Below are 26,352 nucleotides of genomic sequence, written 5' to 3' on the forward strand. Positions count from 1 at the left end.
CCATGAGTGCGGAATCCAAGCCCGCGTCGGCGATCACCGCGGCCGCCAACCGCGCCGACCTCTCCCGGCTGCCGTTCGCAGATGACCCGAGCCAGGACGATGCGCGCCGCGGGTTCATCGCGACTCTGGACCCGCCGGTGATCACCGGTGCCGACGGGCAGGTCGTGTGGGACCTGAGGAATTACGACTTCCTGGACGGCGAAGCAACCGGCACGGTCAACCCGAGCCTGTGGCGCATGGCGCGCCTCAACCTCAACCACGGGCTCTTCCGCGTGATCGACGGGATCTACCAGGTTCGCGGCTTCGACCTCTCCAACATGACGGTCATCGAGGGCGAGACCGGGTACGTCGTGGTCGATCCGCTGCTGAGCGCGGAAGCGGCCGCCGCGGCGATGGGCCTGGTGCGCGAGCACCTCGGCGACAAACCGATCACTGCGGTGGTGGTGACCCACAGCCACTCCGATCACTTCGGAGGGATCAAGGGAATCGTGTCCGCCGACGAGGTCGCCTCCGGCGCGGTGCGCGTCGTCGCACCGACCGGCTTCCTCGAGCACGCGATCAGCGAGAACGTCTACGCGGGCATCGCGATGTCCCGTCGTGCCCAGTACATGTACGGCGTCGGGATCCCGCCCGGTCCGCTCGGCCAGGTCTCCACCGGGCTCGGAGTCAGCCTGTCGAACGGGACGACGACGCTGCTCGCACCGACCGACCTGGTCAGCGAGTCCGGCACGGAGCTCGTGCTCGACGGGCTGCGCTTCGCGTTCCAGTACACCCCAGGTGCCGAGGCACCCGCGGAGATGAACTTCCACCTGCCCGACCTGCGCGCCCTGTGCATGGCCGAGAACGTTTCGCACACCATGCACAACCTGTACACGTTGCGGGGCGCCGAGATTCGCGACGCTGCCGCGTGGAGCGACTACATCCACGAGGCGCTCGAGCTGTTCGGCGACGAGAGCGACGTGATGTTCATCGGCCACCACTGGCCTGTGTGGGGCAGGGAGAACATCGAGGAATTCCTCGAACGGCAGCGGGACCTGTACCGCTACGTCCACGACGAGACGCTGCGCCTGGCCGCGCACGGCCACACCATGGTCGAGATCGCCGAAAAGGTCGAGCTGCCGGAGAACCTGGCCACGTTCTGGGCGAATCGCGGTTACTACGGGGCGCTCAACCACAACGTCAAGGCGGTGTACCAGAAGTACCTGGGTTGGTTCGACGGCAACCCGGCGAACCTCCACCCGCACGGGCCCGTCGAAGCAGGCGAGCGGTACCTGGAGTTCATGGGTGGCTCGGAGGCTGTGCTGGAGAAGGCGCGGCGCTCGTTCGACGACGGCGACTACCGCTGGGTCGCTCAGGTGGTCAAACACGTGGTGTTCGCCGAGCCCGACAACCGCGCCGCGCGCGAGCTCCAAGCCGACGCGCTCGAACAGCTCGGATATCAAGCTGAATCCGCGCCGTGGCGCAACTTCTACCTCACCGGTGCCCTCGAGCTGCGCACAGGTGCGCTGAGACTGCCGACGACGTCGGTCACCGAGGACGTTCTCGGTGCCATGACCACCGACATGCTGCTGAGCTACCTCGCGATTCGCCTCAACGGGCCGAAGGCCGCCCACGAGGACCTGCGTCTGCTGTTCGAGGTGACCGACACCGATGAGCTGCGCTTCGTGCACGTCGCCAACGGTGTGCTGGTGCGGAGTTCCCGCGTGCCGTCCGACGGCTACGACGCGACGGTGCGGCTGGATCGGACGGTCCTGGCCGCGCTCGCACTCGGCACGCGCGATCCCGCGGACGACATGGACATCAGCGGTGACAGCGAGGCCGTGCACGTGCTTTTCGGCCTGTGCGACCGGTTCCGGCCGGATTTTCCCATCGTCACGCCCTGAACACCTACCGTCAGCAAAGTGCAGCAGGAACGGGTGCGTGCTTACATCCAGGGCGCCCTGCAGGAGGGGGCCAAGCTGGTGACCGGTGGCGTGCCCCAGCCCGACGGTCTGCCTCGGGGCTTCTTCGTGCGACCAACCGTGCTCGTCGCTGAGGCCGGGACCACGATCGAGCAGGAGGAGGTCTTCGGTCCACCATCGTCACACCTTGATTCGCACGGTCCGCGCACGAGGCACTCGACACCTCAAGATCGGTCGGGTGGTCAACGACCACGCGTTGACCACCCGACCAAACCCCATGCAGTTGACGACCTGATCCACATCGGTCTAGCCAACGGCAGGCGCAGTGACCGCGCCGGGCGCGGTTCAGAGCACCATCACAGCTGCAGCGAGGTCGGATTGGTGAACTCCTCGATTCCGAACCGGCCGAGCTCGCGGCCGTAACCGCTCCGGCCCCGCCGAACGGGGCGGTGGGGTTGAAGGCACCGCCGTTGACCGCGACCCGCCCCGTGCGGAAGTTCGGGTCGGGATCGCTGAGGTAGGCGAAGAGCTCGGCGATGCCGCCTGCGTTGCCGGTGATCTCTGCGCTGCCCTTGTCGGGCATCGCCGAAGTGGTCGGCGTGGCTGTGGGTGTAGAGGCCACCGGTCATTGGGCGGTCACCGCCAGGGCCGTAGGTCTCCGGGTCCTACATGACGGCGCCGTCGGAGCTGCGGACCAACGGCTCAGGCGCCGTGCGCAGGAACCCTCGGACGGGCGTTGTCCAGGTCGCGGATGTCGTCGAAGGGAACCGTCCCCGCACCGAGGCGTTCTTGGCGACGATCCCCGGATGTGCGCGCGCCGGAGTTCCGGGACATCACGCCTCCTGTTCGGATCCTGACAGTTCCGGTGCGCGGCGGAAGGACGTCGTCACCGGCTGCGCAGGCGGACGTCACCGGAGGAGCGGGGAGCGCGCTGCGGAGCGACCATCGGTAGCGGGCACGCTCGCTCAGCCGCGGCGCCGGTTCGGTGGCGCGCTCCCCGTGATGAGGAGGTCGTCTCGTGAACAGCTCTTCGATGCTCCAGCGCTTCCGCGCGGTGCCCGCACGTGTCTGGTTCGCCCTCGCCCTGTTGGTGCTGGCGCTCGTGTTCATCCTGCAGAACAGGGCGAGCACGAGCATCGAGATCTTCACCCTCACGATCTCCGCACCGCTGTGGTTGATCCTGGTGATCTCGGTAGCTGTCGGCTTGTTGATCGGGGTTCTCCTGCGAACGCGCCGGACTCGAGCGTGAGGCCGACGACGGACAGAGGGGGACCAGCGAGATCGACCAGCAGGACCCAGAAGGCGGAGCGCTGAGCGGGGTCGGCCAAGAACAGCTCGCCGGACACCCGCTCGATGCCGCTATGGACAACTTCGAGGACAGGACGGTGCCGTTGGCGGAACTCGTTCTCCCACGCGGGTTCCGACGACGTGATGGCACCATGGTGGATCCTCGCTGTTCGGCCTGAGCGGACCCTTCGACCGCACTCGCGCTCCGGGTCGATCTGTTCCGGCAGGACACCTGCGGACCCGGTGCGCAGCATCCCAGCGGCCACGACCGGGTGAATGTTCAGCGGTGAAATACCTGGTCGACCAGCCGGTCGCGTTGGTCTCGGAGTGCGACACCACCGGGCGTACCTACGCTTTGGAGCAACATCGCTGTCGACGAACATCGGAACGGAGTCCCTGATGGCTACGATGACCGTCTGGAAGTTCGATACCGCGGCCGGGGCCGAAGACGCCTCGGAGAAGCTGCAGGAATTGCAGAAGGAGCAGCTGATCACCCTCTACGACGCGGCGACCGTGTCCTGGCCGGAGTCGGCCTCGAAACCGAAGACCCGGCAGTTGCACCACCTCACCTCCGGAGGCGCGCTGAGCGGTGGTTTCTGGGGCCTGCTGTTCGGAATGATCTTCTTCGTGCCGATCCTCGGTGCTGCCCTCGGCGCGGCGGCCGGGGCGGCGGCCGGGTCGCTCACCGACGTCGGCATCGACGACGACTTCATCCGCAAGACTCAGGACAAGGTCGTTCCGGGCACCTCCGCGCTGTTCCTGCTGACCGCCGACGCGGTGCTGGATCGCATCAAGGAGCGGTTCGAGGGCGAGCACTTCGAGCTGATCCACACGAACCTGTCGAACGAGCAGGAGAAGGCGCTGCGCGAGGTGTTCGAGGATCACGACGTCGCCTGACCGAAGCAGAAGACCGCTGTTGCCAGGTCGCGACGCGCGGTGCGGACCACGGTTCCTGGGGCTGTTCTTCGTTGTTCTCCCTGATCGCGGATGCTGCGAAGGCCGTCGAGCTCACCCCGTTCGGCGCGATTCTCAACGGAGGTGTGCTCGCCGGCGGCGCGTTTCATCGACCGGCAGCGCCGTTGATCCGAACTGCGAGATGACCAGGGCCGGGCGATGCTGGTCCGCACAACACTGCGACGGAGGGGCGAGGCAGATGTCCAGTCCGGGTACGGAGGAGCAAGGGGCGTCCAGCGGCGCGGGGCGGACCGAGCGGCAGGCACCTGAGCAGGGTGGGGAATGGTCGGTGTCGCAGGCCCGATCGTCGGCTGGGTCGTCGGGTTGGTTGGCTTTCGGCGGCTGGATGCTCGTTCTCGCCGGTGCTTTCAACATCATCGCCGGTCTCACGTCCCTGTTCCGGCCCGACTACTACGTGGTCGCGGCGGGCGAGTTGCTGGTGTTCGACTTCACCGCGTGGGGCTGGATCTGGATTGCGGTCGGTTTGGTCCAGGTCCTGACCGGTGCGGGTTGCCTGAGCGGCCAGCAGTGGGCGCGGATCGCCGGTATCGGACTGGCCGGCCTGGCCGCGATCGGGCACGTGATGTTCCTCGCGGCATTCCCGTTCTGGGGTCTCACCTCGATCGCGCTGTCGGTGCTGGTGATGTACGCACTCGTCGTTCCTGACAAGGACGCCAGGGCCTGAACCAGGCGAAAGCCGACGTGGCCGGTGAGCCGTGGACGAATCGCAGACCAGGGCCTGCGGACGAACGGAAGCGTCATGAGTGGATCAGCGGAAGCGAGATACCGGGACGGTAGTAGTCGGCGCTTGTGGTCCGGTGGTCTGGCCACGGCGGTGGTGGCGGCTCTGACGGCCGTCGTCGGGATCCTCGTGATTCGTCGTCTTCTCGGGATTCAGGTGCTGGCCCCGAAGGAAGCCGGTGCGTGGGGTGATGCCAGCACCGTTGGTTATGCGCTGGGCTCGGCTGGTCTCGCGGTGGTGGCCACGGCGCTGCTGCAGGTTTTGCTCCGCACGACGCCACGTGCGCTCTCGTTCTTCCAGTGGATCATGCTGCTGCTCGTCGTGATCGCGGTCGTGCTGCCGTTGAGCCTGGACGCGAGCCTGGACACGCGCATCGCCACGGCCGTGCTCAACCTGGTGATCGGGTGGACCATCACCGCGATGATCTCCGGTGTCGCGGTGACGCGACGCCGGTCCTGGTGAACGACTCGGATCGGGGCCGTGTTGGTGTTCAGGTCGCTGACCGGGTACCGGCCGGCGTGGTTGGGCAAGGACGTCGTCGCCGGGATGACGGTGTGGGCGGTGCTGGTCCCGGAAGCCCTGGCGTACGCGACGATCGCCGGTGTCCCGCCGGTGGTGGGCTTGTACGCGGCGCCTGCGGCGCTGGTGCTCTACGCCGCTTTCGGCAGCTCCCGGCATCTGGTGGTGGGACCGATGTCGGCGACGGCGGCGTTGTCCGCGGCGGTCGTCGCCGGGGTTGCTTCGCGGCCGGGAAGTGACGCGGTGGTGTTGACGGCGGGGCTGGCGGTGGTGGCCGGGGTGATCGCGGTCGGTGCGGGGTTGCTGCGGTTGGGTTTTCTGGCCGGGTTCATCTCGGAGCCGGTACTCAAGGGGTTCATCGTCGGACTTGCGTTGACGATCATCGTCGGCCAGCTGCCGAAGCTCCTCGGCGTCGACGGTGGCGACGGGGAGTTCTTCGAGAAGCTGTGGGCGCTGATCGGTCATCTCGGGGAGGTCAACGGGTGGTCGCTGGCCGTCGGTGTGCCGGCGTTGCTGCTGGTGCTCGTGTTCATGCGCTACCTGCCGCTGGTCCCGGCGTCGCTGATCGTGGTGGCCTGCGGTGTCCTGGCGGCAGTGCTGCTCGGACTCGAGGACCGCGGTGTGGCGGTCGTCGGTGACATCGAGCCCGGGCTGCCGAGCATCGGTGTTCCGGCGCTGGCGCTGGGCGACTACCTCGCGCTCGTGGCCGGTGGCGCGGGCATCGTCCTGGTCGGTTTCTCCGAGGGCCTGGGTGCGGCGAAGACCTATGCCGCCAAAGCCGGGTACGACGTCGACCCGAACCGGGAGCTGCTGGGGCTCGGTGCGGCCAACCTCGGAGCAGGGCTGATGTCCGGCATGGTCGTCAACGGCAGCCTGTCCAAAACGGCGGTCAACGGAACCGCCGGAGCCCGGTCGCAGGTGTCCGGACTGGTGGTGTCCGGGCTGACGATCGTGACGCTGCTGGTGCTCACGCCCTTGTTCGAACAGTTGCCGGAACCGGTTTTGGCCGCTGTGGTGATCGCCGCCGTCATCGAACTGGTCGATGTGGGGGGCCTGCGCGAGCTGTTCCGGGTCTGGACCCGCCGTCTCGGCTCGATCTACGGAGTGGCCGCGCGGGCGGATTTCCTGGCGGCCCTGGCCGCGTTGGTCGGTGTGCTGGTCTTCGGCACGCTCGCCGGCCTGTTCGTCGGCATCGCGATGTCCGCGCTGCTGTTGCTGTACCGCGCTTCGCGTCCGAACCTCGCGATTCTCGGACGCATCCCGGGCGAGACACAGGTATGGGCGGATGTCGCGCGCCATCCCGGAGCCGAGCAGACCGAGGGGGTGTCCGTGATCCGGGTGGAGAGCGGCCTGTTCTTCGCCAACGCCGAGCACGTGCGAAGCGGTATCCGAGAGGTCGGGGAGCAACCGGGCATGCGCGGTGTGGTGCTCGACGTGGAGACGGTCCCGTTCGTGGATGTCACCGCTGCGCGGATGCTGGCCGCCCTCGCACGCGATCTCGACGCGAAGGGGGTCCGGTTGCTGCTGGCCCGCGACGTCGGACAGGTGCGAGACGTGCTGCGCAGCGCAGGTCCCGCGGACCTCGTTCACGACGTACACCCGGATCTCGACACCGCTGTGCGCGAGGTCACCGCGAGGCGGCCGTCGACCGGTTCCGGCGGCGATGCCGATTGAACGGGAACCGGATGCGCGGTGAGGGGGTGATGGCATGGGTGGGGTGATCGGTGAACTGTTGCCGCTCGCCACAGGCGTGGCGATCAGTCCGCTTCCGATCATCGCGGTGATCCTCGTGCTGCTGACACCGCGTGCAGGCGCAACGGGCAGCGGGTTCCTGCTCGGTTGGGCGGGCGGCATCGTCACGGCAGTCGTAGCGTTCGGGGCTCTCGCCGAGGTCACGGGCCTGGGGGCGGCTGGTGCACCACCCGCAGCAGTCTCCTGGCTCACACTCGCGCTGGGAGTGATCATGCTGGTCTTCGCCGCGCATCAGGGCCACACCGGGCTCCGGCAGGGTGACGAACCGCAGCTACCTGGCTGGATGGCGGCGATCGATTCCATCGGTCCCGTGAAAGCGGCGGGCCTCGGGATGATCCTGGCAGTGGCCAATCCGAAGAACCTCGCGCTGATGTTGGCCGCGGGGCTGACGACCAGCAATGCCGGGCTGCAGCCTGCCGGAAACGTGGTCGCGGGCGCTGCTTTCACGGTCATCGCGGCATCTACCGTCGCGGCACCCGTGTTGGGATACCTCGTGGTCAAGGACGCGATGGCTGAACTGCTCGCGAAGCTGAAGGCGCGACTCATCCGTGACAACAAGACCATCATGACCGTGGTCCTCGTGGTGCTGAGCTTCGTGCTCATCGGCAAGGGACTCGGCGGGCTGCTCTAGTGCCAGACAACGCCGCGAGCCGGCTTTTTGCAGGTGGGTGGAGAGGACGGGCAACTCCCCGGCGTCGCCCGCGTCCTGCTGGTCCTTGATGTTGGTCTCTGTGTTCTCATGGCTGCTGGGGCGGCGCTGATCGTGGCGGACATCGGGCCGACAACGAGGTGCCGGGGAGTTGCCGAAAACCGCATCCCGCGTTTCTCCTCGGGCGGTAGGCGAGATCCGTAGGTCAGGCCCTAACGTTCTCCCATGGACCTGCGTCAGATGGAGTACTTCCTCGCGGTTGTCGACCATGGAGGGATCAATCGCGCCGCGGCGGCGTTGAGGGTCGCGCAGCCGTCGTTGTCGCAGGCGGTTCGTCGGCTCGAGAATCAGCTGGGTACGGAGTTGTTCCACCGCGTGGGCCGCGGCTTGGTCTTGGCGCCTGCGGGGGAGGCTTTGATCGGGCCCGCGCGGACCATCCTCCGGGAAGCGGAGTCGGCTGAGAACGCCGTGCGCAGCATCGGGGAGGGGAGCAGCGGACGCATCGATGTTGCCGCGCTCTCCGACATGTCCACGGATCCGCTGTCGGTGTGGGTGGCGAGATTCCGCGCGCGGCACCACAACGTGCGGTTCCGGATCGAGGAGCGCGATGAGGCGAGCGAGGTGGTCGACGTCGTTCGTTCCGGGGCGTGCGAGCTGGGTTTCCTGCCCACGCCCATCGTCGGCGAGTTGGACAGCGAGGAACTGGGCAGCCAGCGGTTCGTCCTGGTCTGCCCGCCCGGCACCGATGACCTCTGGCCGAATCCCACGCCGGTGGGGGCGCTCGCCGACGTGCCGTTGGTCATGAGCGGGAAGGGGACCGCCACCCGTGACCACATCGAGTTGACGCTCCGGAGCCACGGGGTCGAGCCGCGCGTGGCGCTGGAGGTCCCCCAGCGCGGCGCTGTGGGGCCGATGGTGCTTTCCGGCGGTGGTGCGGCGATCATCCCGCTCCGGATCGCGCTCGATCTCCGGCATCGTGGCGGTGTGGTCCGCGAGCTCTCGCCCGCGTTCTCGCGCCGCTTCGGCGTGGTGTTCCGGCCCGGCAGACTGACCGCTCCGACCGCTCAATTCCTCGGCTATTCACGACGATCGTTGCAGGGGTGGCAGGACCTTCTCGCGGGCCATATCGCCGAGGGGCATTCGGTGATCGAGGCGGCGTCACTGGCGAGCACCGAGGCGGACCGGCGGTTGCGGGACCGCAACCGCCGCAGCGCCGATGTTCGCCCCAACGTATAGGTGATCCCACCCGATGCGGGCGGAAATTGGTCTTTGAACTACTCGGTCGATGGCCTCTTCAATGAATGCGCGCCACCTCATGGTGGTCAGCCAGAACCATTCGAGGAGGAGCTATGGCCGGGCAGGTCCACTACTCAGTCGAAGGCACCACGGCGTTGGTGACGCTCGACAACCCCGGTCGGCGCAATGCCGTGTCCGCCGCGATCTTCGAGCAGCTCGAGACCGCTTTGGCCACGATCTCGCGCTCTCCGGAGGTCAGGGTGGTGATCCTGTCCGGCGAGGGGAAGGACTTCAGCGTGGGCGCCGACCTCGGCGCTCCTCCCGAGTCCCGCACCCTGCGCGGTGATTCGGTCGCCGGGGACACCACTCGGTTGCGGCAGGCCGGCGCCATGCTTCTCCGGTTCCACGAGATGCCCCAGGTCACCATCGCTGCCATCGACGGGGCGTGTGCCGGGGCGGGCCTGTCGCTGGCCGCAGCAGCGGATTTCCGCATCGCCTCCGACCGCGCGGTGTTCAGCACCGCCTTCCTCAACGCCGGGCTCTCGGGCGACCTCGGCGGAATTTGGCTGATCACCAACATGCTCGGCGCTGCCCGCGCCCGGGAGCTGTTCCTCACCCCCGGAAAGCTCACCGCGGCCGACGCCCACCGGCTCGGGCTGGTGCACTCCACCGCCCCCGCTGAGTCCCTCCACGACGACGCGCGCGCACTCGCACGACGAATCGCCCGCTCAGCGCCGCTGGCCTTGAGGGCGATGAAGCAGAACCTGCTTCGAGCCCCCGTCACACCGCTCGGCGACTACCTGCTCGCCGAAGCTGAGCGGATGGTGCAGTGCTTCCACTCCGACGATGCCCGCGAGGCGGCCGCCGCCTTCCTCGAGAAGCGCGAGCCCGTCTTCGCCGGCCGCTGAGACCCGACCCGCACGCCCGGACCATCGGAGCCCTTCCATGTCTCACACCCCCAACGCCCTGGACGAGGCGGTCGCACCGGCGAGCGCGCACCGCGTACCTGGGCGCGCCTGGCTGATCGCAGCCCTCCTGTTCGTCTTCATGTTGCTCAACTTCGCCGACAAGGCAGTCCTCGGGTTCGCCGGCGTGCCCATCCAGGAGGACCTGGGCATCACGCCGCAGCAGTTCGGACTCCTCCAGAGCGCCTTCTTCTGGCTCTTCGCGGTGGGTGCCGTCGTCCTCGGCGCTCTGTCCTCGCGGATCGGCCTGCGCTGGCTGCTGGCCTGCCTGATGCTGGTCTGGGTCCTCACCATGGTTCCGCTGTTCGGGCCGCTGAGCTTCGGGCTCCTGCTGGCCTGCAGGATCGTCCTCGGGTTCGCGGAAGGACCGGCCTTCGCCCTGGCCACCCACGCCGTGCACTCCTGGTTCCCACCGGAGAAGCGTGCGCTCCCCGGCGCTGTGGTCACGGCCGGCGCGTCGGTCGGGCCGTTGCTGGCCGCGCCCGTGCTGACCTGGGTCATCGTCACGTGGTCCTGGCACGCCGCGTTCGGCGTGCTCGCCGCAGCCGGTGTCGTCTGGACCGTTGTGTGGGCGCTGCTCGGCAAGGAGGCGCCCGCCCCGTCAGCTGCGAATGCGTCCTCGCTCCAGAACGCACGAGTCGTCGAGGCTCCGTACCGGCTGCTGTTCACCACGGGCACTGTCGTGGGGATCGCCCTGCTGACGTTCTTCTCGTACTGGTCGACCACGCTGAAGATCGCCTGGCTACCGGTGTACCTGTCGGACGGTTTGGGCTACGACACCATCACGACGGGCAGGTTGGTGATGCTCCCGTACGCCGTTGCGGCTGTGGCCGCGATCGGATCCGGGTTGCTGTCCAACCGGCTCACCTCGCGGGGAGTGCCGCGACGGATCTCCCGGGGACTGCTCGCCGGCGGATTGGTCGTCGTCTCGGGTCTGTCGATGTTCGCGTTCACCGTCCTGCCCGCGGGAATGGCGCAGATGCTGTTCATCACGCTGGCCTTCTCCTGCAATTCGGCGGCCTACGCAGTGGCGTTCACAGCCGTGGCCGATGTCGTCCACCCGCGCAAGCGCGGGCCCGTGATGGGCGTACTCGTCGCGTTCTACAGCCTGGCCGGGGTCATCGCGCCCCTGGTGCTCGGGCACTTCGTCGGCATCGCTGCGGACAAGATCACCGGCTACGGTCACGGCTTCGCCCTCACCGGCATCCTCATGGCCGTCGGCGGAGCGGCCGCCACGTTCCTCGTCCGACCTGAGCAGGACGTGGCGCGGCTGGCTGCGCGAGTGGAAGGGGACGCGCGATGAGCAAGCCCTTGGACGGTGTCCGGGTGGTCGACTTCGGGCAGTTCATCGCCGCACCCGCGGCGACGCAGACCCTCGTGGACCTCGGTGCTGACGTCATCAAGGTCGAGCCGGTGGACGGGGAATCCTCGAGACTGATCGGTCTCTACGGCCAGGCGATCCTCCGGACCTACAACCGCGGCAAGCGCTGCATCGCGCTGAACCTTAAGGACGATCGAGGACAGCGCATCGCGCAAGAACTGGTCGCACGAGCGGACATCGTCGTGCAGAACCTGCGGCCCGGCGTGATGGAGTCGTTCGGCCTCGGCGCGGAAGCCGTCCGCGCGGCGCACCCGCACCTCATCTACGCCACCGTGAGCGGGTTCGGCCTGCAGGGCCCGTCGAAGCACCGGCCCGGTCTGGACATCGCGGCACAGGCGGAGAGCGGCATCATGTGGGTGACGGGCGAAGCCGACGGAGAGCCGCAGCGCGTGGGGTTCCCGGTGGTGGACGCCGCGGCGGCTCACGTGTTCGCCCAGGCCATCCTCGGTGCCTACGTTCGACGCCTGCGCACCGGTGAGGGCGATATGGTGGAGACCTCTCTGCTCGAGGTCGCGGTGCACCTGCAGGGCCCCAACTGGGGCGACTACCTGCTCACCGGGCAGGAACCCATGCGCAAGGGCAACGGGCAGCCCACCGTGGCCCCCGCTGCGGACGTGATGCCCACCCGGGACGGCGCGATCGTCGTGTCGGCTTACTCAGTCGTGCACTTCGACCGTTTGTGCCGCCTGCTCGACCGGCCCGAACTCGCCGGTGACCCGCGCTTCGAGACCAACGAGGCGCGGGTCGCCAACCGGGCGGCGCTGCTGACCGAGCTGCGCGCGTCCTTCGCCACGATGACGACTGACGAGGCCATGGAACTGCTGACGCCGAACGGTGTGGTCGCCGGTCGCGTCAGCTCCTACGGCGAGGTCCGCAAGAATCCCGACGTCCAGGCCGCCGGGATCTTCCTGGAAGCCACCGGTCCGGCGGGCGCTTCCTACACCACCCTCGGCTCGCCCTGGAAACTCGGCAGCATCTCCCGGGTCTCGACCAATCGCGCCCCGGACTTGGGACAGCACACGGTCTCCCTGCTGACCGAGCTGGGCTACTCCTCCGGAGCGATCGACGGCTTCGCCTCATCAGGTGTCGTTCGCGTCTCCAACTGATCACACCGCTAGTCCCAGCAGCAAGCGAATCACCGCCGTGCTCGTCATCGCACATCAGCGAGGAAACCACATGAAGCGTGACCTGTTCGAATACGACCACGACGCCTTCCGCGACAGCGTGCGCCAGTTCATCGCCAAGGAGGTGGTGCCGAGCCTCCCCGACTGGGAGGCGGCGGGACGTGTCCCGCGAGAGCTCTTCGCCAAGACCGCTGAGATCGGGATCAACGGCCTCCAGGTCCCGGAGGAGTACGGCGGCGGAGGGATCGAGAGCTTCCTGTTCAACGCCATCGTCATCGAGGAGATCGGCTACGCCGCGGCCACCCTCGGCGGTCTTCAGGTCCACCTGAGCACCGTCTTGCCCTACTTCTTCGAGTACGCCAACGACGAGCAGAAGAGCCGCTGGTTCCCAGGATTCGCTGACGGCAGCCTGGTCTCGTCCGTCGCGATGACCGAGCCCGGCACCGGTTCGGACCTGGCGGGCATGGCCACCACAGCTGTCCGGGACGGCGACGACTGGGTCCTCAACGGTGCGAAGACCTTCATCACCGGGGGGATCAACGCCGACCTCGTCATCGTGGTCGCCCGGACCTCGAACGACGTGAACAACCGTCGCGACGGTCTCTCCTTGCTCGTGGTCGAGGAGGGGATGGAGGGCTTCACCCGGGGGAGGAACCTGGACAAACTCGGTCTCAAGGCCCAGGACACGGCTGAGCTGTCCTTCGACGACGTCCGCGTCCCCGCCGAGAACCTGCTGGGGAAGGAGGGCGACGGGTTTTCGATGCTGCTCAACAACCTTCCGCAGGAGCGGCTCACGATCGCGGTGACGGCACAGGCCACCGCTGCCGCGGCACTGAAGCTCGCCACCGATTACGTCAAGGACCGCAAGGTCTTCGGGAAGTCGGTGGCCGAGTTCCAGAACACCAAGTTCGTGCTGGCCGAGTGCGCGACCGAGCTCGAGGCCTCCCAGGCGCTCGTCGACCGCGCTCTTGCCGAGCTCGACGCCGGGATCCTGAGCGCGGCCGACGCGGCGAAGGTGAAGCTGTTCAGCACCGAGATGCAGGCGCGGGTGATCGACCGCTGCCTCCAGCTGCACGGCGGCTACGGCTTCATGCGCGAGTACCCCATCGCGCGTCTCTACGCCGACGCTCGTGTCACCCGGATCTTCGGCGGCACCAGCGAGGTCATGAAGAGCGTTGTGTCGAAGTCGCTCGGGCTCTGACCCCTGCCCGGTGGAGCCAGACCGTCGGGTGCATCCGCGCGAGATCGAGGTGCGGCGCCCGATTCGCGTGACGCGCGCGGACCGACGGCCTTGTCGGAGTGGCGCGTACCAGTCGGTTCGGCAACCCCGAGCCTCCTCATCCGCAAGCCCAGACGATCCATGAGGGACAGATCTATGCGTGACGCAGTGGTCGTAGAAGCAGTTCGCACCCCAGTGGGGCGACGCAAGGGCACTCTTCAGGACATCCATCCGGTGGACTTGTCGGCCATCGTGCTCGACGCGTTGGTCCACCGGACCGGCCTAGACGTCTCCGTCGTCGACGACGTCATGTGGGGCTGTGTCGGCCAAGTCGGGGAACAGGCTGCCAACATCGGGCGCAGCGCCGTGCTCGCCGCCGGGTGGCCCGAACGGATCCCGGGCACGACCATCGACCGACAGTGCGGCTCGAGCCAGCAGACGATCCACTTCGCGGCTGCCTCGGTCATCGCAGGCCACGCCGACGTGGTGGTCGCAGGAGGTGTCGAGTCGATGACCAGGGTGCCGATGGGCTCGGCCAGGAACGCCGGCCCCGGACTCCCGTTCGGTCCCAGGGTGGCCCGTCGATACGACGACTTCGAGTTCAACCAGGGCACGGGTGCGGAGATCCTGGCGCGGCGCTACGACCTCAGCCGCACCCGGCTGGACGAGTACAGCCTCGAATCGCACCACCGCGCCGCGCAGGCCACCGACGACGGCCGGTTCGCCAACGAGGTCACGCCGGTCGAGCTGGCCGATGGCACGACGTTCGCCTTCGACGAAGGCGTCCGGCGCGACTCGACGCTCGAGGCCCTCAGCGGCCTCAAACCCGCCTTCGACGAGAACGGGCGGATCACCGCGGGCAACGCCTCCCAGATTTCCGACGGTGCCGCGGCCTTGCTCGTCACCACCAGCGAGCGCGCCAGCGAGCTCGGCCTGACCCCGGTTGCCCGGGTCCACACCGCCACCGTCGTTGGTGACGACCCGATCACGATGCTCGCCGGCCCGATTCCCGCGACCGCCAAGGCGCTCAAGCTGGCCGGTCTCGACCTCGACGACATCGGTGCCTTCGAGGTCAACGAGGCTTTCGCGAGCGTCGTCGAAGCCTGGCTCGCCGAGACCGGAGCCTCGCGCGAGCGGGTCAACCCCAACGGCGGAGCGATCGCGCTCGGCCACCCGCTCGGCGGATCGGGGGCGCGGCTGGCGACGACATTGCTGCACCACCTCGAAGCGGAGGGCTTGCGCTACGGGCTGCAGACCATGTGCGAGGCCGGAGGCATGGCCAACGCCACCGTGTTCGAGAACCTCAGGGCGGGCCGATGAGTGATGCCGCTCGACGGCGTGGCCATGTCCCGGTTCGCCGAACCCCGTTTGGGAACTGTGAGTCCGAAGGCCGGGCAACGGTGTCGACGACGTGCGGGCAAGTGGTCGAACTCTTGAAGCGCCCTGATGTCCCGCTTGCCCTCCCCAGCCGACCACCCTCGTAAGGAGCTCCTGTTGAGCCTGCCCCCGATCCTGCGCGATCGACTGCGACTGCCCGTCGTGGCCTCGCCGATGTTCCTCGTCTCAGGGCCGGAATTGGTGATCGCCCAATCGACATCGGGCATCATCGGTTCGTTCCCGACGCTCAACGCCCGCCCGCAAGCCGAGCTGAGGGCGTGGCTCACGAAGATCACCGAGGCGCTCGCCAAGCACGACGCCGAGCATCCGGAAACGCCGTCCGCCCCCTACGCGGCCAATCTCATCGTGCACCGGACGAACGACCGGCTCGAGGAGGACCTGGCCACGGTGGTGGAGTTCCAGGTCCCGGTGGTGATCACATCGCTCGGTGCTCGCCCCGACGTCAACGAAGCTGTCCACTCCTACGGCGGGATCGTGCTGCACGACGTGATCGACAACCGGTTCGCACGAAAGGCGATCGAGAAGGGCGCCGACGGGCTCATCGCCGTCGCCGCCGGTGCCGGCGGCCATGCGGGTGCGCAGTCGCCGTTCGCATTGACCCAGGAGATCCGTGCCTGGTTCGACGGACCGCTCCTGCTGTCGGGTGCCATCGCGCACGGACGCTCGGTCCTCGCCGCCTGCGCCGCCGGCGCGGACCTCGCCTACGTCGGGTCCGCGTTCATCGCCACCCACGAGGCCAACGCCGACGCGCAGTACAAGCAGATGGTCGTGGATTCAACGGCCTCGGACATCGTCGGGTCGGACCTGTTCACGGGCATCCACGGCAACTACCTGCGTGGCAGCATCGAAGCCACCGGGCTCGACCCGGACAACCTCGCCGATGTGGAGCGCAAGTCGGTGAGTTGGGCCGGCGGGACAGGCAAGGCGAAGGCGTGGCGCGACGTCTGGGGATCGGGACACGGCATCGGTGCCGTCGATTCGGTGCGCCATGCCGCGGAGGTCGTCGAACGGCTCGATCAGGAGTACTCCGATGCGTGGGCGAACCTGCGTCGCGATGAGCCGTATCGCTGAGGATCGTTGGCAGAGAGCGCTCAGCATCCGAGTTCGCCTGCGTCCTCCCAAGGGTATCCAGTCCGCCCCATCCATGAATTGAAAGAGGTTCAACGCATGACCACCCACTACTCCGTCGAGGATGCGGTCGCGATCATTCGATTCGACAATCCTCCCGTCAACGGCTTGTCGCACGCCATCCGGACGGATGTCCAACGTGGCCTGCGCGCCGCATTCGAGGACGCGAACGTCAGGGCCGTTGTCCTGACTGGAGGGGGTGGGTCGTTCTCCGCAGGGGCGGACATCTCGGAATTCGGTACCCCGAAGTCGGGGATGGAGCCGTCGCTGGGAACGCTCATCGCGGAGATGGAGAACGCTGCCAAACCGGTGATCGCGGCGATTGAAGGAACATGCTTCGGGGGAGGTCTGGAACTCGCCCTCGGCGCTCACTACCGCGTTGCCGCTCCGACGAGCAGGCTCGGCCTGCCGGAGGTCACACTGGGCTTGGTTCCAGGAGCCGGCGGTACTCAGCGGCTTCCGAGAGTGCTGGACCTCGCCACTGCTGCTGAGATGATGAGCAGCGGCACGCCGCACACGGCCCGGCATTTGGCCTCCGCCACCGGACAACGTCTGATCGACCGACTCGTGGACCACGATGTCGTCGTGGCGGCTGTGCGGTTCGCGGCCGAGGTGGCGGCGGTGCGGCCGGTTCCGTTGATCCGTGACCTCCTGGTCCCCGAGGGCAGCGCGGATGTCCTGGCCGCAGCGCGGCAGCGCGCACAACGTCGCAGCAGGGGATTCCACGCGCCGCTCGCAGCACTCGACCTCGTCGAGAAGGCGACCACCTCGTCCTTCGAGGACGGTGTGGCGGCGGAACGGCAGACCTTTCTCGAACTGGTGCGGGGTGACGAATCACATGCCCTCCGCCACGTCTTCTTCGCCGAACGTCTGGCACGCAAGATTCCCGGCGTCGATGGAGACGCGCCGACCCGGCCGGTGGACCAGGTGGCGGTCATCGGTGCCGGCACGATGGGTGGGGGAATCGTGATGAGCTTCCTGGACGCCGGGATCCCGGTCACGGTGCTGGAAACCTCGCAGGAGGCGCTCGATCGGGGACTTGCCACCATCCGGCGCAATTACCAGGCCCAGGTGGACAAGGGGAAGCTGACTTCGGCCATCGCGGAGAACCGGTTGGGCATGCTGGCTACGACGCTCGACTACCACGACATCGCGCAGTGCGACCTGGTCGTCGAGGCGGTCTTCGAAGACATGGACGTCAAGCGTTCCGTGTTCACGCGGCTGGACGACGTGATGAAGCCGGGTGCGATCCTGGCGTCGAACACCTCGACCCTGGATGTCGATGCGATCGCAGGACTGACGAGTCGTCCGCACGATGTCGTGGGAATGCACTTCTTCAGTCCGGCCAACGTCATGAAGCTGCTGGAAGTCGTGCGCGGGAAGAAGACCGCGGACGACGTCTTGGTGACCGCGATGCAGGTCGGCCGGCGAATCGGCAAGACCGGCGTGGTCTCCGGCGTCTGCGATGGCTTCATCGGGAACCGAATGCTCGCCAAGTACCGCGCAGCGGCGAGTCAGCTGTTGCAGGAGGGCGCTACCCCCGCGCAGATCGACTCCGCGCTCGAGGACTTCGGCTTCGCGATGGGTCCCTTCCGGATGGCTGACCTGGCTGGAAACGACATCGGCTGGGCGGTGCGCAAGCGCCGTTACGCGGAGGACCCCGACTTCCCCCGGGATGAGATCGCCGATGCTCTGTGCGAGATGGGCCGGTTCGGGCAGAAGACCGGCAGCGGTTGGTACGACTACCAACCTGGTAGCCGAGAGCCGAAGCCCAGCCCTGCGGTCGATGCGCTGCTGGCTGCCCACAGCGAACGGAAGAAAGCGCCTTCAACGGAACTCGCGCGTGACGAGATCGTGCGGAGACTGGTCTTCTCGCTCGTCGATGAAGGTGCTCGGATTCTGGACGAAGGCATCGCTGTTCGTGCCTCGGACATCGATGTGGTGTACGTGTCGGGCTACGGTTTCCCCCGGCACCGAGGTGGCCCCATGTTCTACGCCGACACCTTCGGGCTGGACAAGGTGGTCGAAGCGTTGCGCGAATTCACCGACGGAAACCGGGAACCTGCTCAGCTGTTGAAGGATCTGGCCGCTGCGGGCAAGACGTTCAACGGGAGCTGAAGATCGCGCGGCTCATGCTGGGACGAGCGCTTGCTCAAGCCTGTAGCGCTGAGGCGCTCGCCCTCTGTGCTGGCTGGGGAGAACCCGTTTTCGTTGATCCCCGGGAACTTTGGGACTGCGTGACGCGGCTGCGAGCCGAAGTGCGGTCGTGCGCGGCCGGAAACCCGACATGGGAAACGAAGGTGAGGATCAATTCGAATGAACGTTGTTGTGCTGGTGAAGCAAGTTCCGGATACGAATTCGGAGCGGAGGCTTTCGGGTGAGCACGTGCTGGATCGCGAGTCGGCGGATGCTGTGCTGGATGAGATCGACGAGCGGGCCGTGGAAGAGGCACTGTTGATCAAGGAGTCCCAGGGCGGCGAAGTCGCCCTCGTGTGCATGGGGCCGGATTCGGCGGCGGATGCGGTCCGCAAGGGCCTGTCGATGGGTGCCGACAAGGCCGTGCACCTCTGCGACGAGGCGTTGCGCGGATCCGACGCGGTGCAGACCGCGAAGGCGCTGGCCAAGGTCGTCGGCGCGGTCGGAGCGGTTGATCTGGTCATCGCGGGTAACGAGGCGACGGACGGACGGGTCGGTGCGGTGCCGGCGATGTTGGCCGAGGTGCTCGGGTGGGCGCAGCTGACCTATGCCCGCAAGGTGACCACCGACGGTTCGGCGATCTCGGTCGAACGGGAAACGGATGCGGGCATCGTCGGCGTCGAGGCGGAACTCCCGGCCGTGATCTCGGTGACGGAGAAGATCAACGAACCCCGGTACCCCTCCTTCAAGGGCATCATGGCCGCGAAGAAGAAGCCGATCAGCCTGCTGACGCTGGTGGACGTGGGGATCGATGCGAGCGAGGTCGGTTTGGGCAACGCTGCCTCGAAGGTGGTGTCTTCGGCGCCCAAGCCCCCGAAGGCCGCTGGTGTGAAGGTCACCGACGAGGGCGACGGTGGCTCCGCGGTCGCTCGGTTCCTGGTCGAGGAGAAGCTGCTCTGAAGATCGTTCGTGCTGCGAGGAGAATGCGTCATGTCTGAAGTCCTGGTCCTCGTCGATCACGTGGATGGCGAGATCAAGAAGGTGACGTCGGAGCTGCTGACGGCAGCCCGCCGGATCGGTGAGCCGTCAGCGGTGGTGGTCGGCGAGCCCGGCACCGCGGACAAGGTCATCGGAGATCTGGCGGCGGCCGGAGCTGCGAAGGTGTATGCGGCGGAGTCGGAGGAGGCGTCGCGGTTCCTGGTGACGCCGCAGGTGGATGTGCTGGCCGACCTGGTGAGACGCATCAGCCCGGTGGCGGTGCTCGTGCCGGCGTCGGTGGACGGCAAGGAGATCGGCGGGCGGCTGGCCGTGCGGCTCGGTTCCGGCCTGCTGTCCGGGGTCGTCGACCTCGACGGTGATTGCGTCGGTTCGCACTCGTTGTTCGGCGGTACCTACGACGCGAAGGCGAAGGTCGCAACGGGCACCCCGGTGATCACGGTGCTGCCCGGTGCGATTGAGGCTGAAGCCGCCGACGGTGCCGCCGCCGAGGTGGCCGTCGAGGTTCCCGTCCAGGACGTGGCCAAAGCCGCCCGGATCACCGGTCGCCAGCCCGTCGAGGCCGGGGACCGTCCGGAGTTGATCGAGGCCAGCATCGTGGTTTCCGGTGGTCGCGGCGTGGGTTCGGCCGAGTCGTTCGAGGTCGTGGAGAAGCTCGCCGATTCGTTGGGTGCCGCTGTGGGTGCCTCGCGTGCCGCGGTGGACTCCGGTTTCTACCCGCACCAGTTCCAGGTCGGTCAGACCGGTAAGACGGTCTCGCCGCAGCTGTACGTCGCGCTGGGCATCTCCGGTGCGATCCAGCACCGGGCGGGCATGCAGACGTCGAAGACGATCGTCGCGGTGAACAAGGACCCGGAGGCGCCGATCTTCGAGATCGCCGACTACGGCGTGGTGGGTGACCTGTTCGAGGTCGCCCCGCAGCTCACCGCGGAGATCACCGAGCGCCTGGGCTGAGAGAGCGTGCGACCCGTCGCAGTGGCGGATGCGGCTGGTCTGCTGATCACAGCGCGGGCCAGGACGGGGCAGGTGATGGGGTGGGTTGCTGCGGCGGCGCTTCGGTTTCCTGCCCGCCTTGGTCCGGCCGGTGGTGGCGGCGACCGCCGCCACCACCGTCGGGTGCGGAGCGCAGGGAAGGTCCTCGGCTTCCCCGGTGGCGCTGCCGTGCAGGACGGCGCGAACCTGAGGGTGAATTGCGCACTGAGACAGGGCCTTTTTGCCGTCGTCCTCGTCGACAAGCGCCCAGGTCCACGGCGTCCGCGCCACGGTCGTTGAGCCCGGCGACTTGGATCGGGGGAGCCGCGGCGAAACCGACCCGGTCGTGCCCTTGACGAGGTCTTTTTCGACCGCAGCGCGACGACGGGGTTGCTGCTCAGACGCTGGAGATCACGCAGTACCCGGATTCATCGGGAGGTGCACGTCGTCGTAGGCGGCGTCGGCCGCGTCGATCAGGCCCGCCCCCTGGGTCCGGGCTTCGGCGATGGCCGCGTACCAGGTGTCGAGGGTGGCCTTGCAGTGGCGCACCAACTCCTGGGCTGCCGGGCTCAGCGCATCACGCCGGTGCGCGACGCCGAAGGGCACCGACACGAGCGGCTCGGTTTCGATCACGACGGCGCCGAGCCGTCGTGCCTGGACGGCCATCCGCAGGGGGAGGAATGCGTGCACTCCGCCGCCGAGGACGAGGGTGAGCTGAGCGTGGCGGTTGGGCATGCTCGCGATCAGCCGCGGTTCGCCCCCCACGTCCCGCAGCGCGGTCGCGACGCGGTCGTTCTCGCGCTGGGCGAGCGAGCAGATCGTCAGCGGCAGGTCGCTGAGGGCGTCGAGCGGTAGCGTCCCGCTCGGTGGTGCCGGAGAACCCGGCGGCATCACCAGCAGCAGCCGCTGCACCCCGAGCTCGACGAATTCGAGGCTCTTGGTGGGGACAGGCCGGGTGGTGAACCCGAGCTCGTAGCGTCCGGTGACCACTTCGCCGCACAGGTCCCGGACGCCGGGGACCTCGGAGATGTCCAGCCGCACGTCCGGGTACCGGGAGCGGAACGACGTGATCCAGGAGGCGACCGCATCGCTGGACATCTCCGGCATCGTGGCGATGGAGACCGAGCCTGCCTCGAGGCCTCGGGCCGCGCTCAGCGCGTCGCGGGCGGCGACGACGTCGTCGAGGATCGCGCGCGCCTTCGGAACCAGCAGCGTTCCCGCCGGGGTCAGGGCCAGGCTGCGCCGCGCGACCCGCTGGAACAGCTCCACGCCGAGCTCGCGCTCGAGCGCCTGGATCGCTTGGGAGAGCGCCGGTTGGGAGACGTAGAGGTGCTGGGCGGCGCGGTTGAGCCCCTCGTGCTCGACCACGGCCAGGAAGTACTCGATCTGGCGCAGTTCCATCGTCCCTCCTCCGATCGCGCGGACCAGCCCTAACGTACGCGGTAGCTGTCGGGAAGCACTCCGTCCGCCGCGACAGACCGGGTCATCGCGCGGCCGAGGTTCCGCTCGTGGATGGCGGAGGCGCCCTCGTAGATGCGCAGGGTGCGGACGTCGCGCCACATCCGGGGTACCGGGTGCGGTCCGACGATGCCCTTCCCGCCGAGCAGCTGCACGCATTGGTCAGCGACCCGGCCGACCATTTCCGAGCAGTACAGCTTGGCCGCCGAGATCCGGTGCCGGGGAATGGTTCCGGCGTCGAACGCGCGTGCTGCGTCGAGGGTGAGCGCGCGCCCGGCTTCCATCTCGGAGTAGCACCGGCCCAGCTGGGCCTGCACGACGCCGAGCTCGGAGAGCGGTGCGCCGAACTGGCGCCTCTCCTGGACGTGTCGAGTGGCCTCCTCGAGCATCCGGGTCGCCTGGCCGACGCAGGTGGCGGCGACGTGAAGCCGGGCGTGGTTGATCCCGCGCATCGCGGCCGCGACCCCGGTGCCCGGCACCCCGCCGAGCAACCGGTTCTCGGCGACGACCACGGAGTCCAGGTCGATCTCGCCGACGGGGCCTTCGGCGTGGCCGTTCATGAGGTCGGGAATCCGGGTCGACACGCCGGGCGCGTTCCGGTCCACGAGGAACGCGGACACCTCGGCGTCGTCGGTGCGGGCGAAGACGAGCAGCGTGTCCGCCCAGTGCGCATTGGTGATGTAGCGCTTCGACCCGTCCAGGACCCACCCGTCGCCGGTGCGCCGGGCAGTGGTCTGCACATTGGTGGCGTCCGAGCCGGCCTCCGGCTCCGACAGCGCGAACGACGTGACCTGCCGGCCGGCCGCCATGTCCGGCAGCATCTCGCGGCGCTGCTCCTCCGTGCCGTGATCGAGGATCGCCTGCGAGCAGAGCCCGATCACGGTCGAGAAGCGCGAGCGGTAGACGCACGACGCCCTCGTGAACTCCAACGTCAGCAGCACCTGCTGTTCCATCGTCCAGCCGAACCCGCCGTAGCCGGGTGGGATCGAGATGCCGAACAGCCCCAACTCGGCCATGCGCCGCACGAGCCGATCCGGAACCGCACCTGCGGCGACCATCTCGGGCTCGGACGGGATCAGCTCGTCCTCGGTGAACTCGGCGATCGTGCGCAAGTAGTCCTCGAAGTCGGGTGCGTTGCGGCTCATCGTGTCTCCCTCTCTCGTGGTTGCTCCGGCTTGCCGACGACGCCGTCGTCCGCGAGCCGGTTGATCTCGTCTTCGCTGCGCCCGAGTTCGCGCAGCACGTCGCGGGTGTGCTCGCCCAGCCGGTACGCGGCCGATGTCCGGCCGCGTACCGTCCCGTCGACTTGAAAGGGCGTTGCCGGGGCGTCGATCCCGAGCTCGTCCAGCTGGACGAGAAGGCCCGACGCGGAGAGGTCCGCATCCTTCACCAGCTCGTCGAACGACCGCACCGAGCCGCACACGATCCCGCGCGCAGCGAGAAGTGCGATGGCTTCGGCACGGGTGAGGTGGCCGAGCGCCGAGCTCAAGACCTCCCTGAGCGTCGAACGGTTCGAGACCCTCGACTCGTTGTCCGCGAAGCGCGGGTCGGACGCGAGTTCGGGTCTGCCGATCGCCGAGCACAGAGCTGCCCACTTGGTGGCGGTGTAGGCGGAGACCACGACGGCGCCGTCGACGGTCTGCACGAGATCCGCGGCGGGTGCCACCGCGGGCTGGCCGTTTCCCGTCCGCCGGGGCGCCTCGCCGGTGAGCCGGTAGCCCGTCCATTGCGTGGCCTGAGCCGCCACCACCGCTTCCATCAGAGAGGTCTCGACGAGCGCGCCGTTACCGGTTCGTCCGCGGCGGACCAGCGCGGCGAGAACCCCGGCGGTGAGGGCGTTCGCGGCGAGCACGTCGGCGATGGTGAAGCCGACGCGCTGCGGTTCGCCGCTGGCGTCGCCGGTGGTGTGCATGACCCCGAACTCGGCCTGGGCCGCGATGTCCAGGCCCGCTCGTCCCGCTGAGGGGCCGCGGGTGCCGAATCCGGTGACGAACCCGTAGACCAGGTGCGGGTGGCGCGAGCGCGCCTGCTCCGGCCCGATGCCGAGGCGTTCGGCCGAGCCGTGCCGGAAGTTGTGCAGCAGCACGTCCGATCCTGCGCACAGGTCGTCGACGATCCGGAAGCCCTCAGGACGACGCAGGTCGACTGCGATGCTGCGCTTGCCGCGGTTGTTCGCGTGCAGCATCGCCTCACCGAACGAACCGACGGAGCGCGCTTGGTCGCCGGTGAGGCTCTCCACCTTGATCACTTCGGCGCCCAAGTCGGCCAGCTGCTGTCCGGCCCCAGGAGCGGCGATGTACTGGCCCAGGTCCACGACTTGGATCCCGCTCAGCGGTGCCTCGATCATGACGCCCTCCTCGCGGTCTCGGCCTCCAGCGCCTGGCGGGCGGCCTCCGGGTTCAGCAGGCGTGCGCCGACCGCGGCGCACGCGCAGATGGCGATGCCGACGACGAGGAACCCGTTCGCGTAGCCCGCGGAGGGCGTCGGTCCCGCTTGGACGATGAGCCCCAGCGCGTAGGGGGCGATGATTCCCGCGATGCTGTAGAACCCGATCACGCACCCGAAGAACGCGGCGCGCTGGCGTTGCGGGAGGAAGTCGGACGCGCCTGCGAAGGCGACCGAGAAGGCGACGCTGTTGATGGAGAAGGTGCAGATCACCAGGACCAGCTGGAGCGTTCCCGGTCCGACCAGCGCGAACGCGATCATGCTCAGTCCCGCGAAGACGATGAGGGCGCCGCTGAAGTAGCCGCGAGCGGCTCGTGAGCTCCAGCCTCGAGCGAGGAGCCGTCCGGAAAGGTAACCGCTGGACAGGAGGACGACGATCGCGGTCGCGTAGGGCAAGGTGACCAGCCACCCGACGGTGGTCGGCGAGTAGCCGAGACCTTCGCCGAGGAAGGCGGGCAACCAGGAGACCTTCAGCGAAGTGATGAGGTAGCCCGCGAACGACATGAGGCTCAGTCCCCAGAAGCTGGGCAGCCGCAGCAACCGCAGGAACGGCACGTCGATGTGGCCGTTCGGGTCCGCTTCGACATCCTCGGCCACCGGGCGCCTGCGCAGCGGCTGGCGCTCGACGTAGCAGAGCCAGACGACGAGCCAGAGGATGCCGACCGCGATCAGCACGAGGAACGCGGCGTGCCAGGAGTGCGAGACGATCACCCAGGTCAACGCCGGCGCGGAGATCAGCGGGCCGACCGAGGACCCCGCATTGACGATCGATCCGGCGAACGCGCGCTTCTCCTTCGGGAATCGGTCGGCGACGACGCTCTGGCACAGCGCGTGCGCAGGCCCCTCGAAGAAGCCCAACACGATCCGCGACACGAGCAGCACGCCGAACGTCGTGGGCACTGCGAGCGGCAGCATGCTCGCCACCCAGGTGAACATGAGGATGGCTGCGGCCCACTTCGCGGAGATCCAGCGCATGGCTGCGGACAACCCCACCGCGCCGACGGCGAACAACCAGAAGAACGCGCTGCCGATCAGACCGAAGTCGCCGGCGCTGAGTCCGAGGTCATGGCGAATCTGCTGCGACGCCAACCCCACCGCTGCCTTGTCAGCGAAGTTCAGGGTGAAGAAGGCGAAGAGCAGGACGACGACACCCCAGGCCTTGCGATCCCGATAGGGAAGCGGCGGTGACACCACCGGTGTCCTGATCTCGGCTGATGCCATGTGAGCCTCCGTCGTGGCTTTGACGTCGTTGACAGGCGCTGCGCTGCGATAACTTCACCGGTGATCGACGGGGGCAACAAGGCCGGATCTCGAGTCAGGCTTATAGCCAGAGCCGATAGTCCCCACACCGCATGGCCGAGCCACCGCCGCAGCGGCGGCTGGACGTGAGCCAGCAAGCGCCGGCTCGCTCAGCCGCACCGCCGCCCGCGGCCGCGGCCCGCGAACGCACCGTCGCCGGCACGACCCCGAGACGTCGCGGTTGCCGAACCTCGTCGCCCACGCAGGCAAGCGCGCGGGACGGGTTACCTCTGTCGGGACGGCGGCGATCGACCGCTTCCTGCTGCCGGTCAGCTACCAGGACTACCCGGACGCGCTGCTTCCAGCCGCACTGCGCGACGCGAACTCGCTCGGGCTGCCGCGCACGGTGAACGATGTGGGGAGGGAATCGGAACGTCGCCGAAGCAGACTGAGGGAGCCCGTCGGCCATCCGGCCGGATGCGCGGGATGAATTCGCACGTCGCTGATGCCGAGAGGCACGAGCTGAGGATCAACGATCTTCGGCTCGAGGGAGTGCAGGAGGCCAGCGGGTCAGGCCGTCGCCGAACTGCGCGAGCTCGGAGTCGCCGAGGTCGGCACCGACCGGCTTCGCGAGGTCAGCCGCGGCGTCCGAACCGGACAGGCCAGCCTCGATCAACTGTGCGGGCACTGCGGCTGCCGGTTGTCCTTTCGTGACAAGCACACCTAGCCCGAGTCCAGCCCGTGGGCTGGGTTCCGGAGGTCGAGGATCGCGGGGTCTGGCCAGGACACCGATCTCAGGGGTCGGTGGCGGTGCTAGCCAGCCAGGGTGTGCTCGGGGACGGGTGTTCCGA

Annotated in this window: 24 protein-coding genes and 1 pseudogene; 19 read left to right on the forward strand and 6 right to left on the reverse strand. The window is 68.1% G+C overall.

What is annotated here, in order from left to right; genetic code table 11:
- Nucleotides 1-2: 2 nt before the first annotated feature.
- Both E1202_RS08290 and E1202_RS32955 read left to right on the forward strand, forming a co-directional pair.
- The gene (locus tag E1202_RS08290; RefSeq protein WP_132681978.1) at nucleotides 3-1,883 is read left to right on the forward strand and encodes an alkyl/aryl-sulfatase; all 1,881 of its coding nucleotides are present in this window, start codon (nucleotides 3-5) and stop codon (nucleotides 1,881-1,883) included.
- 15 nt (nucleotides 1,884-1,898) lie between these two features.
- A pseudogene (locus E1202_RS32955) lies at nucleotides 1,899-2,324 on the forward strand (aldehyde dehydrogenase family protein); the annotation flags it as partial.
- A gap of 279 nt (nucleotides 2,325-2,603) precedes the next feature.
- On the opposite strand, the gene E1202_RS32540 reads toward E1202_RS32955, so the two are convergent.
- On the reverse strand, nucleotides 2,604-2,735 hold the full coding sequence (locus tag E1202_RS32540; RefSeq protein WP_268952306.1) for a hypothetical protein: 132 nt from the start codon (nucleotides 2,733-2,735) through the stop codon (nucleotides 2,604-2,606).
- 184 nt (nucleotides 2,736-2,919) lie between these two features.
- On the opposite strand from E1202_RS32540, the gene E1202_RS08300 reads away from it, so the two are divergent.
- From E1202_RS08300 to E1202_RS08375, 16 genes are all read left to right on the forward strand, one after another.
- Nucleotides 2,920-3,150 carry a LapA family protein gene (locus E1202_RS08300; RefSeq protein WP_207918509.1) on the forward strand — a complete coding sequence of 77 codons (231 nt, stop codon included), beginning with the start codon at nucleotides 2,920-2,922 and terminating at the stop codon, nucleotides 3,148-3,150.
- A 437-nt stretch (nucleotides 3,151-3,587) separates the two neighbouring features.
- Nucleotides 3,588-4,085 carry a DUF1269 domain-containing protein gene (locus tag E1202_RS08305; RefSeq protein ID WP_132681980.1) on the forward strand — a complete coding sequence of 166 codons (498 nt, stop codon included), beginning with the start codon at nucleotides 3,588-3,590 and terminating at the stop codon, nucleotides 4,083-4,085.
- 346 nt (nucleotides 4,086-4,431) lie between these two features.
- A complete protein-coding gene (locus E1202_RS08310) occupies nucleotides 4,432-4,827 on the forward strand; it encodes a DUF7144 family membrane protein (RefSeq protein ID WP_132681981.1) in 396 nt (131 codons plus the stop codon).
- A gap of 75 nt (nucleotides 4,828-4,902) precedes the next feature.
- Nucleotides 4,903-5,346, forward strand: a complete 444-nt coding sequence (locus tag E1202_RS08315; protein WP_132681982.1) for a DUF6069 family protein — start codon at nucleotides 4,903-4,905, stop codon at nucleotides 5,344-5,346.
- Nucleotides 5,347-5,364: 18 nt separating this feature from the next.
- Entirely contained in the window at nucleotides 5,365-7,077 is a 1,713-nt protein-coding gene (locus tag E1202_RS08320) for a SulP family inorganic anion transporter (RefSeq protein WP_207918510.1), read from the forward strand.
- 34 nt (nucleotides 7,078-7,111) lie between these two features.
- Entirely contained in the window at nucleotides 7,112-7,786 is a 675-nt protein-coding gene (locus E1202_RS08325; RefSeq protein ID WP_132681983.1) for a GAP family protein, read from the forward strand.
- 243 nt (nucleotides 7,787-8,029) lie between these two features.
- Nucleotides 8,030-9,040, forward strand: coding sequence for a LysR family transcriptional regulator (locus tag E1202_RS08330; RefSeq protein WP_207918511.1), 1,011 nt, complete (start codon nucleotides 8,030-8,032; stop codon nucleotides 9,038-9,040).
- A gap of 113 nt (nucleotides 9,041-9,153) precedes the next feature.
- Nucleotides 9,154-9,948 carry an enoyl-CoA hydratase/isomerase family protein gene (locus E1202_RS08335; RefSeq protein WP_132681984.1) on the forward strand — a complete coding sequence of 265 codons (795 nt, stop codon included), beginning with the start codon at nucleotides 9,154-9,156 and terminating at the stop codon, nucleotides 9,946-9,948.
- Nucleotides 9,949-9,985: 37 nt separating this feature from the next.
- A complete protein-coding gene (locus E1202_RS08340; protein WP_207918512.1) occupies nucleotides 9,986-11,308 on the forward strand; it encodes an MFS transporter in 1,323 nt (440 codons plus the stop codon).
- Nucleotides 11,305-12,492 (forward strand): CaiB/BaiF CoA transferase family protein, encoded by a 1,188-nt coding sequence (locus E1202_RS08345; RefSeq protein ID WP_132681985.1) that lies wholly within the window; start codon nucleotides 11,305-11,307, stop codon nucleotides 12,490-12,492. Before E1202_RS08340 ends, E1202_RS08345 begins: the two co-directional genes overlap by 4 nt.
- Before the next feature lie 70 nt (nucleotides 12,493-12,562).
- Complete coding sequence (locus tag E1202_RS08350; protein ID WP_132681986.1) at nucleotides 12,563-13,711, forward strand: acyl-CoA dehydrogenase family protein; 1,149 nt, start codon at nucleotides 12,563-12,565, stop codon at nucleotides 13,709-13,711.
- A 174-nt stretch (nucleotides 13,712-13,885) separates the two neighbouring features.
- Nucleotides 13,886-15,049, forward strand: a complete 1,164-nt coding sequence (locus tag E1202_RS08355; RefSeq protein ID WP_132681987.1) for a thiolase family protein — start codon at nucleotides 13,886-13,888, stop codon at nucleotides 15,047-15,049.
- A 174-nt stretch (nucleotides 15,050-15,223) separates the two neighbouring features.
- Entirely contained in the window at nucleotides 15,224-16,198 is a 975-nt protein-coding gene (locus E1202_RS08360; protein ID WP_132681988.1) for an NAD(P)H-dependent flavin oxidoreductase, read from the forward strand.
- Nucleotides 16,199-16,294: 96 nt separating this feature from the next.
- Complete coding sequence (locus tag E1202_RS08365) at nucleotides 16,295-18,373, forward strand: 3-hydroxyacyl-CoA dehydrogenase NAD-binding domain-containing protein (RefSeq protein WP_132681989.1); 2,079 nt, start codon at nucleotides 16,295-16,297, stop codon at nucleotides 18,371-18,373.
- A 198-nt stretch (nucleotides 18,374-18,571) separates the two neighbouring features.
- Nucleotides 18,572-19,351: an electron transfer flavoprotein subunit beta/FixA family protein gene (locus E1202_RS08370; RefSeq protein WP_132681990.1), complete on the forward strand. Its 780-nt coding sequence runs from the start codon at nucleotides 18,572-18,574 to the stop codon at nucleotides 19,349-19,351.
- Between the two features lie 30 nt (nucleotides 19,352-19,381).
- Entirely contained in the window at nucleotides 19,382-20,341 is a 960-nt protein-coding gene (locus E1202_RS08375) for an electron transfer flavoprotein subunit alpha/FixB family protein (protein ID WP_132681991.1), read from the forward strand.
- Between the two features lie 429 nt (nucleotides 20,342-20,770).
- Here the strand turns inward: E1202_RS08375 and E1202_RS08380 are convergent, their stop codons facing one another.
- Genes E1202_RS08380 through E1202_RS08395 form a run of 4 tightly spaced genes read right to left on the reverse strand, consistent with a single transcriptional unit; the run spans nucleotide 20,771 to nucleotide 25,483 of the window.
- Complete coding sequence (locus E1202_RS08380; protein ID WP_132681992.1) at nucleotides 20,771-21,760, reverse strand: LysR family transcriptional regulator; 990 nt, start codon at nucleotides 21,758-21,760, stop codon at nucleotides 20,771-20,773.
- A gap of 29 nt (nucleotides 21,761-21,789) precedes the next feature.
- Nucleotides 21,790-22,962 (reverse strand): acyl-CoA dehydrogenase family protein, encoded by a 1,173-nt coding sequence (locus E1202_RS08385; protein ID WP_132681993.1) that lies wholly within the window; start codon nucleotides 22,960-22,962, stop codon nucleotides 21,790-21,792.
- Nucleotides 22,959-24,164 carry a CaiB/BaiF CoA transferase family protein gene (locus E1202_RS08390; RefSeq protein WP_132681994.1) on the reverse strand — a complete coding sequence of 402 codons (1,206 nt, stop codon included), beginning with the start codon at nucleotides 24,162-24,164 and terminating at the stop codon, nucleotides 22,959-22,961. Before E1202_RS08390 ends, E1202_RS08385 begins: the two co-directional genes overlap by 4 nt.
- Nucleotides 24,161-25,483 carry an MFS transporter gene (locus E1202_RS08395; RefSeq protein ID WP_132681995.1) on the reverse strand — a complete coding sequence of 441 codons (1,323 nt, stop codon included), beginning with the start codon at nucleotides 25,481-25,483 and terminating at the stop codon, nucleotides 24,161-24,163. Before E1202_RS08395 ends, E1202_RS08390 begins: the two co-directional genes overlap by 4 nt.
- A 259-nt stretch (nucleotides 25,484-25,742) precedes the next feature.
- Here E1202_RS08395 and E1202_RS08400 point away from each other — a divergent pair, with 259 nt between their 5' ends.
- Nucleotides 25,743-25,991 (forward strand): hypothetical protein, encoded by a 249-nt coding sequence (locus tag E1202_RS08400; protein ID WP_132681996.1) that lies wholly within the window; start codon nucleotides 25,743-25,745, stop codon nucleotides 25,989-25,991.
- A 39-nt stretch (nucleotides 25,992-26,030) separates the two neighbouring features.
- Here the strand turns inward: E1202_RS08400 and E1202_RS31325 are convergent, their stop codons facing one another.
- Nucleotides 26,031-26,189: a hypothetical protein gene (locus E1202_RS31325; RefSeq protein ID WP_165943784.1), complete on the reverse strand. Its 159-nt coding sequence runs from the start codon at nucleotides 26,187-26,189 to the stop codon at nucleotides 26,031-26,033.
- Nucleotides 26,190-26,352 lie beyond the last annotated feature (163 nt).

Source organism: Saccharopolyspora karakumensis, from assembly GCF_004349225.1.
GTDB lineage: Bacteria > Actinomycetota > Actinomycetes > Mycobacteriales > Pseudonocardiaceae > Saccharopolyspora > Saccharopolyspora endophytica.

Coding starts and splice junctions, on each gene's coding strand:
- E1202_RS08385 (WP_132681993.1), bottom strand. CDS start 22,962: ATGAGCCGCAACGCACCCGACTTCGAGGACTACTTGCGCACGATCGCC.
- E1202_RS08370 (WP_132681990.1), top strand. CDS start 18,572: ATGAACGTTGTTGTGCTGGTGAAGCAAGTTCCGGATACGAATTCGGAG.
- E1202_RS08340 (WP_207918512.1), top strand. CDS start 9,986: ATGTCTCACACCCCCAACGCCCTGGACGAGGCGGTCGCACCGGCGAGC.
- E1202_RS08350 (WP_132681986.1), top strand. CDS start 12,563: ATGAAGCGTGACCTGTTCGAATACGACCACGACGCCTTCCGCGACAGC.
- E1202_RS08305 (WP_132681980.1), top strand. CDS start 3,588: ATGGCTACGATGACCGTCTGGAAGTTCGATACCGCGGCCGGGGCCGAA.
- E1202_RS08325 (WP_132681983.1), top strand. CDS start 7,112: ATGGGTGGGGTGATCGGTGAACTGTTGCCGCTCGCCACAGGCGTGGCG.
- E1202_RS08380 (WP_132681992.1), bottom strand. CDS start 21,760: ATGGAACTGCGCCAGATCGAGTACTTCCTGGCCGTGGTCGAGCACGAG.
- E1202_RS08375 (WP_132681991.1), top strand. CDS start 19,382: ATGTCTGAAGTCCTGGTCCTCGTCGATCACGTGGATGGCGAGATCAAG.
- E1202_RS32540 (WP_268952306.1), bottom strand. CDS start 2,735: ATGTCCCGGAACTCCGGCGCGCGCACATCCGGGGATCGTCGCCAAGAA.
- E1202_RS08390 (WP_132681994.1), bottom strand. CDS start 24,164: ATGATCGAGGCACCGCTGAGCGGGATCCAAGTCGTGGACCTGGGCCAG.
- E1202_RS08355 (WP_132681987.1), top strand. CDS start 13,886: ATGCGTGACGCAGTGGTCGTAGAAGCAGTTCGCACCCCAGTGGGGCGA.
- E1202_RS08335 (WP_132681984.1), top strand. CDS start 9,154: ATGGCCGGGCAGGTCCACTACTCAGTCGAAGGCACCACGGCGTTGGTG.
- E1202_RS08365 (WP_132681989.1), top strand. CDS start 16,295: ATGACCACCCACTACTCCGTCGAGGATGCGGTCGCGATCATTCGATTC.
- E1202_RS08345 (WP_132681985.1), top strand. CDS start 11,305: ATGAGCAAGCCCTTGGACGGTGTCCGGGTGGTCGACTTCGGGCAGTTC.
- E1202_RS08290 (WP_132681978.1), top strand. CDS start 3: ATGAGTGCGGAATCCAAGCCCGCGTCGGCGATCACCGCGGCCGCCAAC.
- E1202_RS08395 (WP_132681995.1), bottom strand. CDS start 25,483: ATGGCATCAGCCGAGATCAGGACACCGGTGGTGTCACCGCCGCTTCCC.
- E1202_RS08330 (WP_207918511.1), top strand. CDS start 8,030: ATGGACCTGCGTCAGATGGAGTACTTCCTCGCGGTTGTCGACCATGGA.
- E1202_RS08315 (WP_132681982.1), top strand. CDS start 4,903: ATGAGTGGATCAGCGGAAGCGAGATACCGGGACGGTAGTAGTCGGCGC.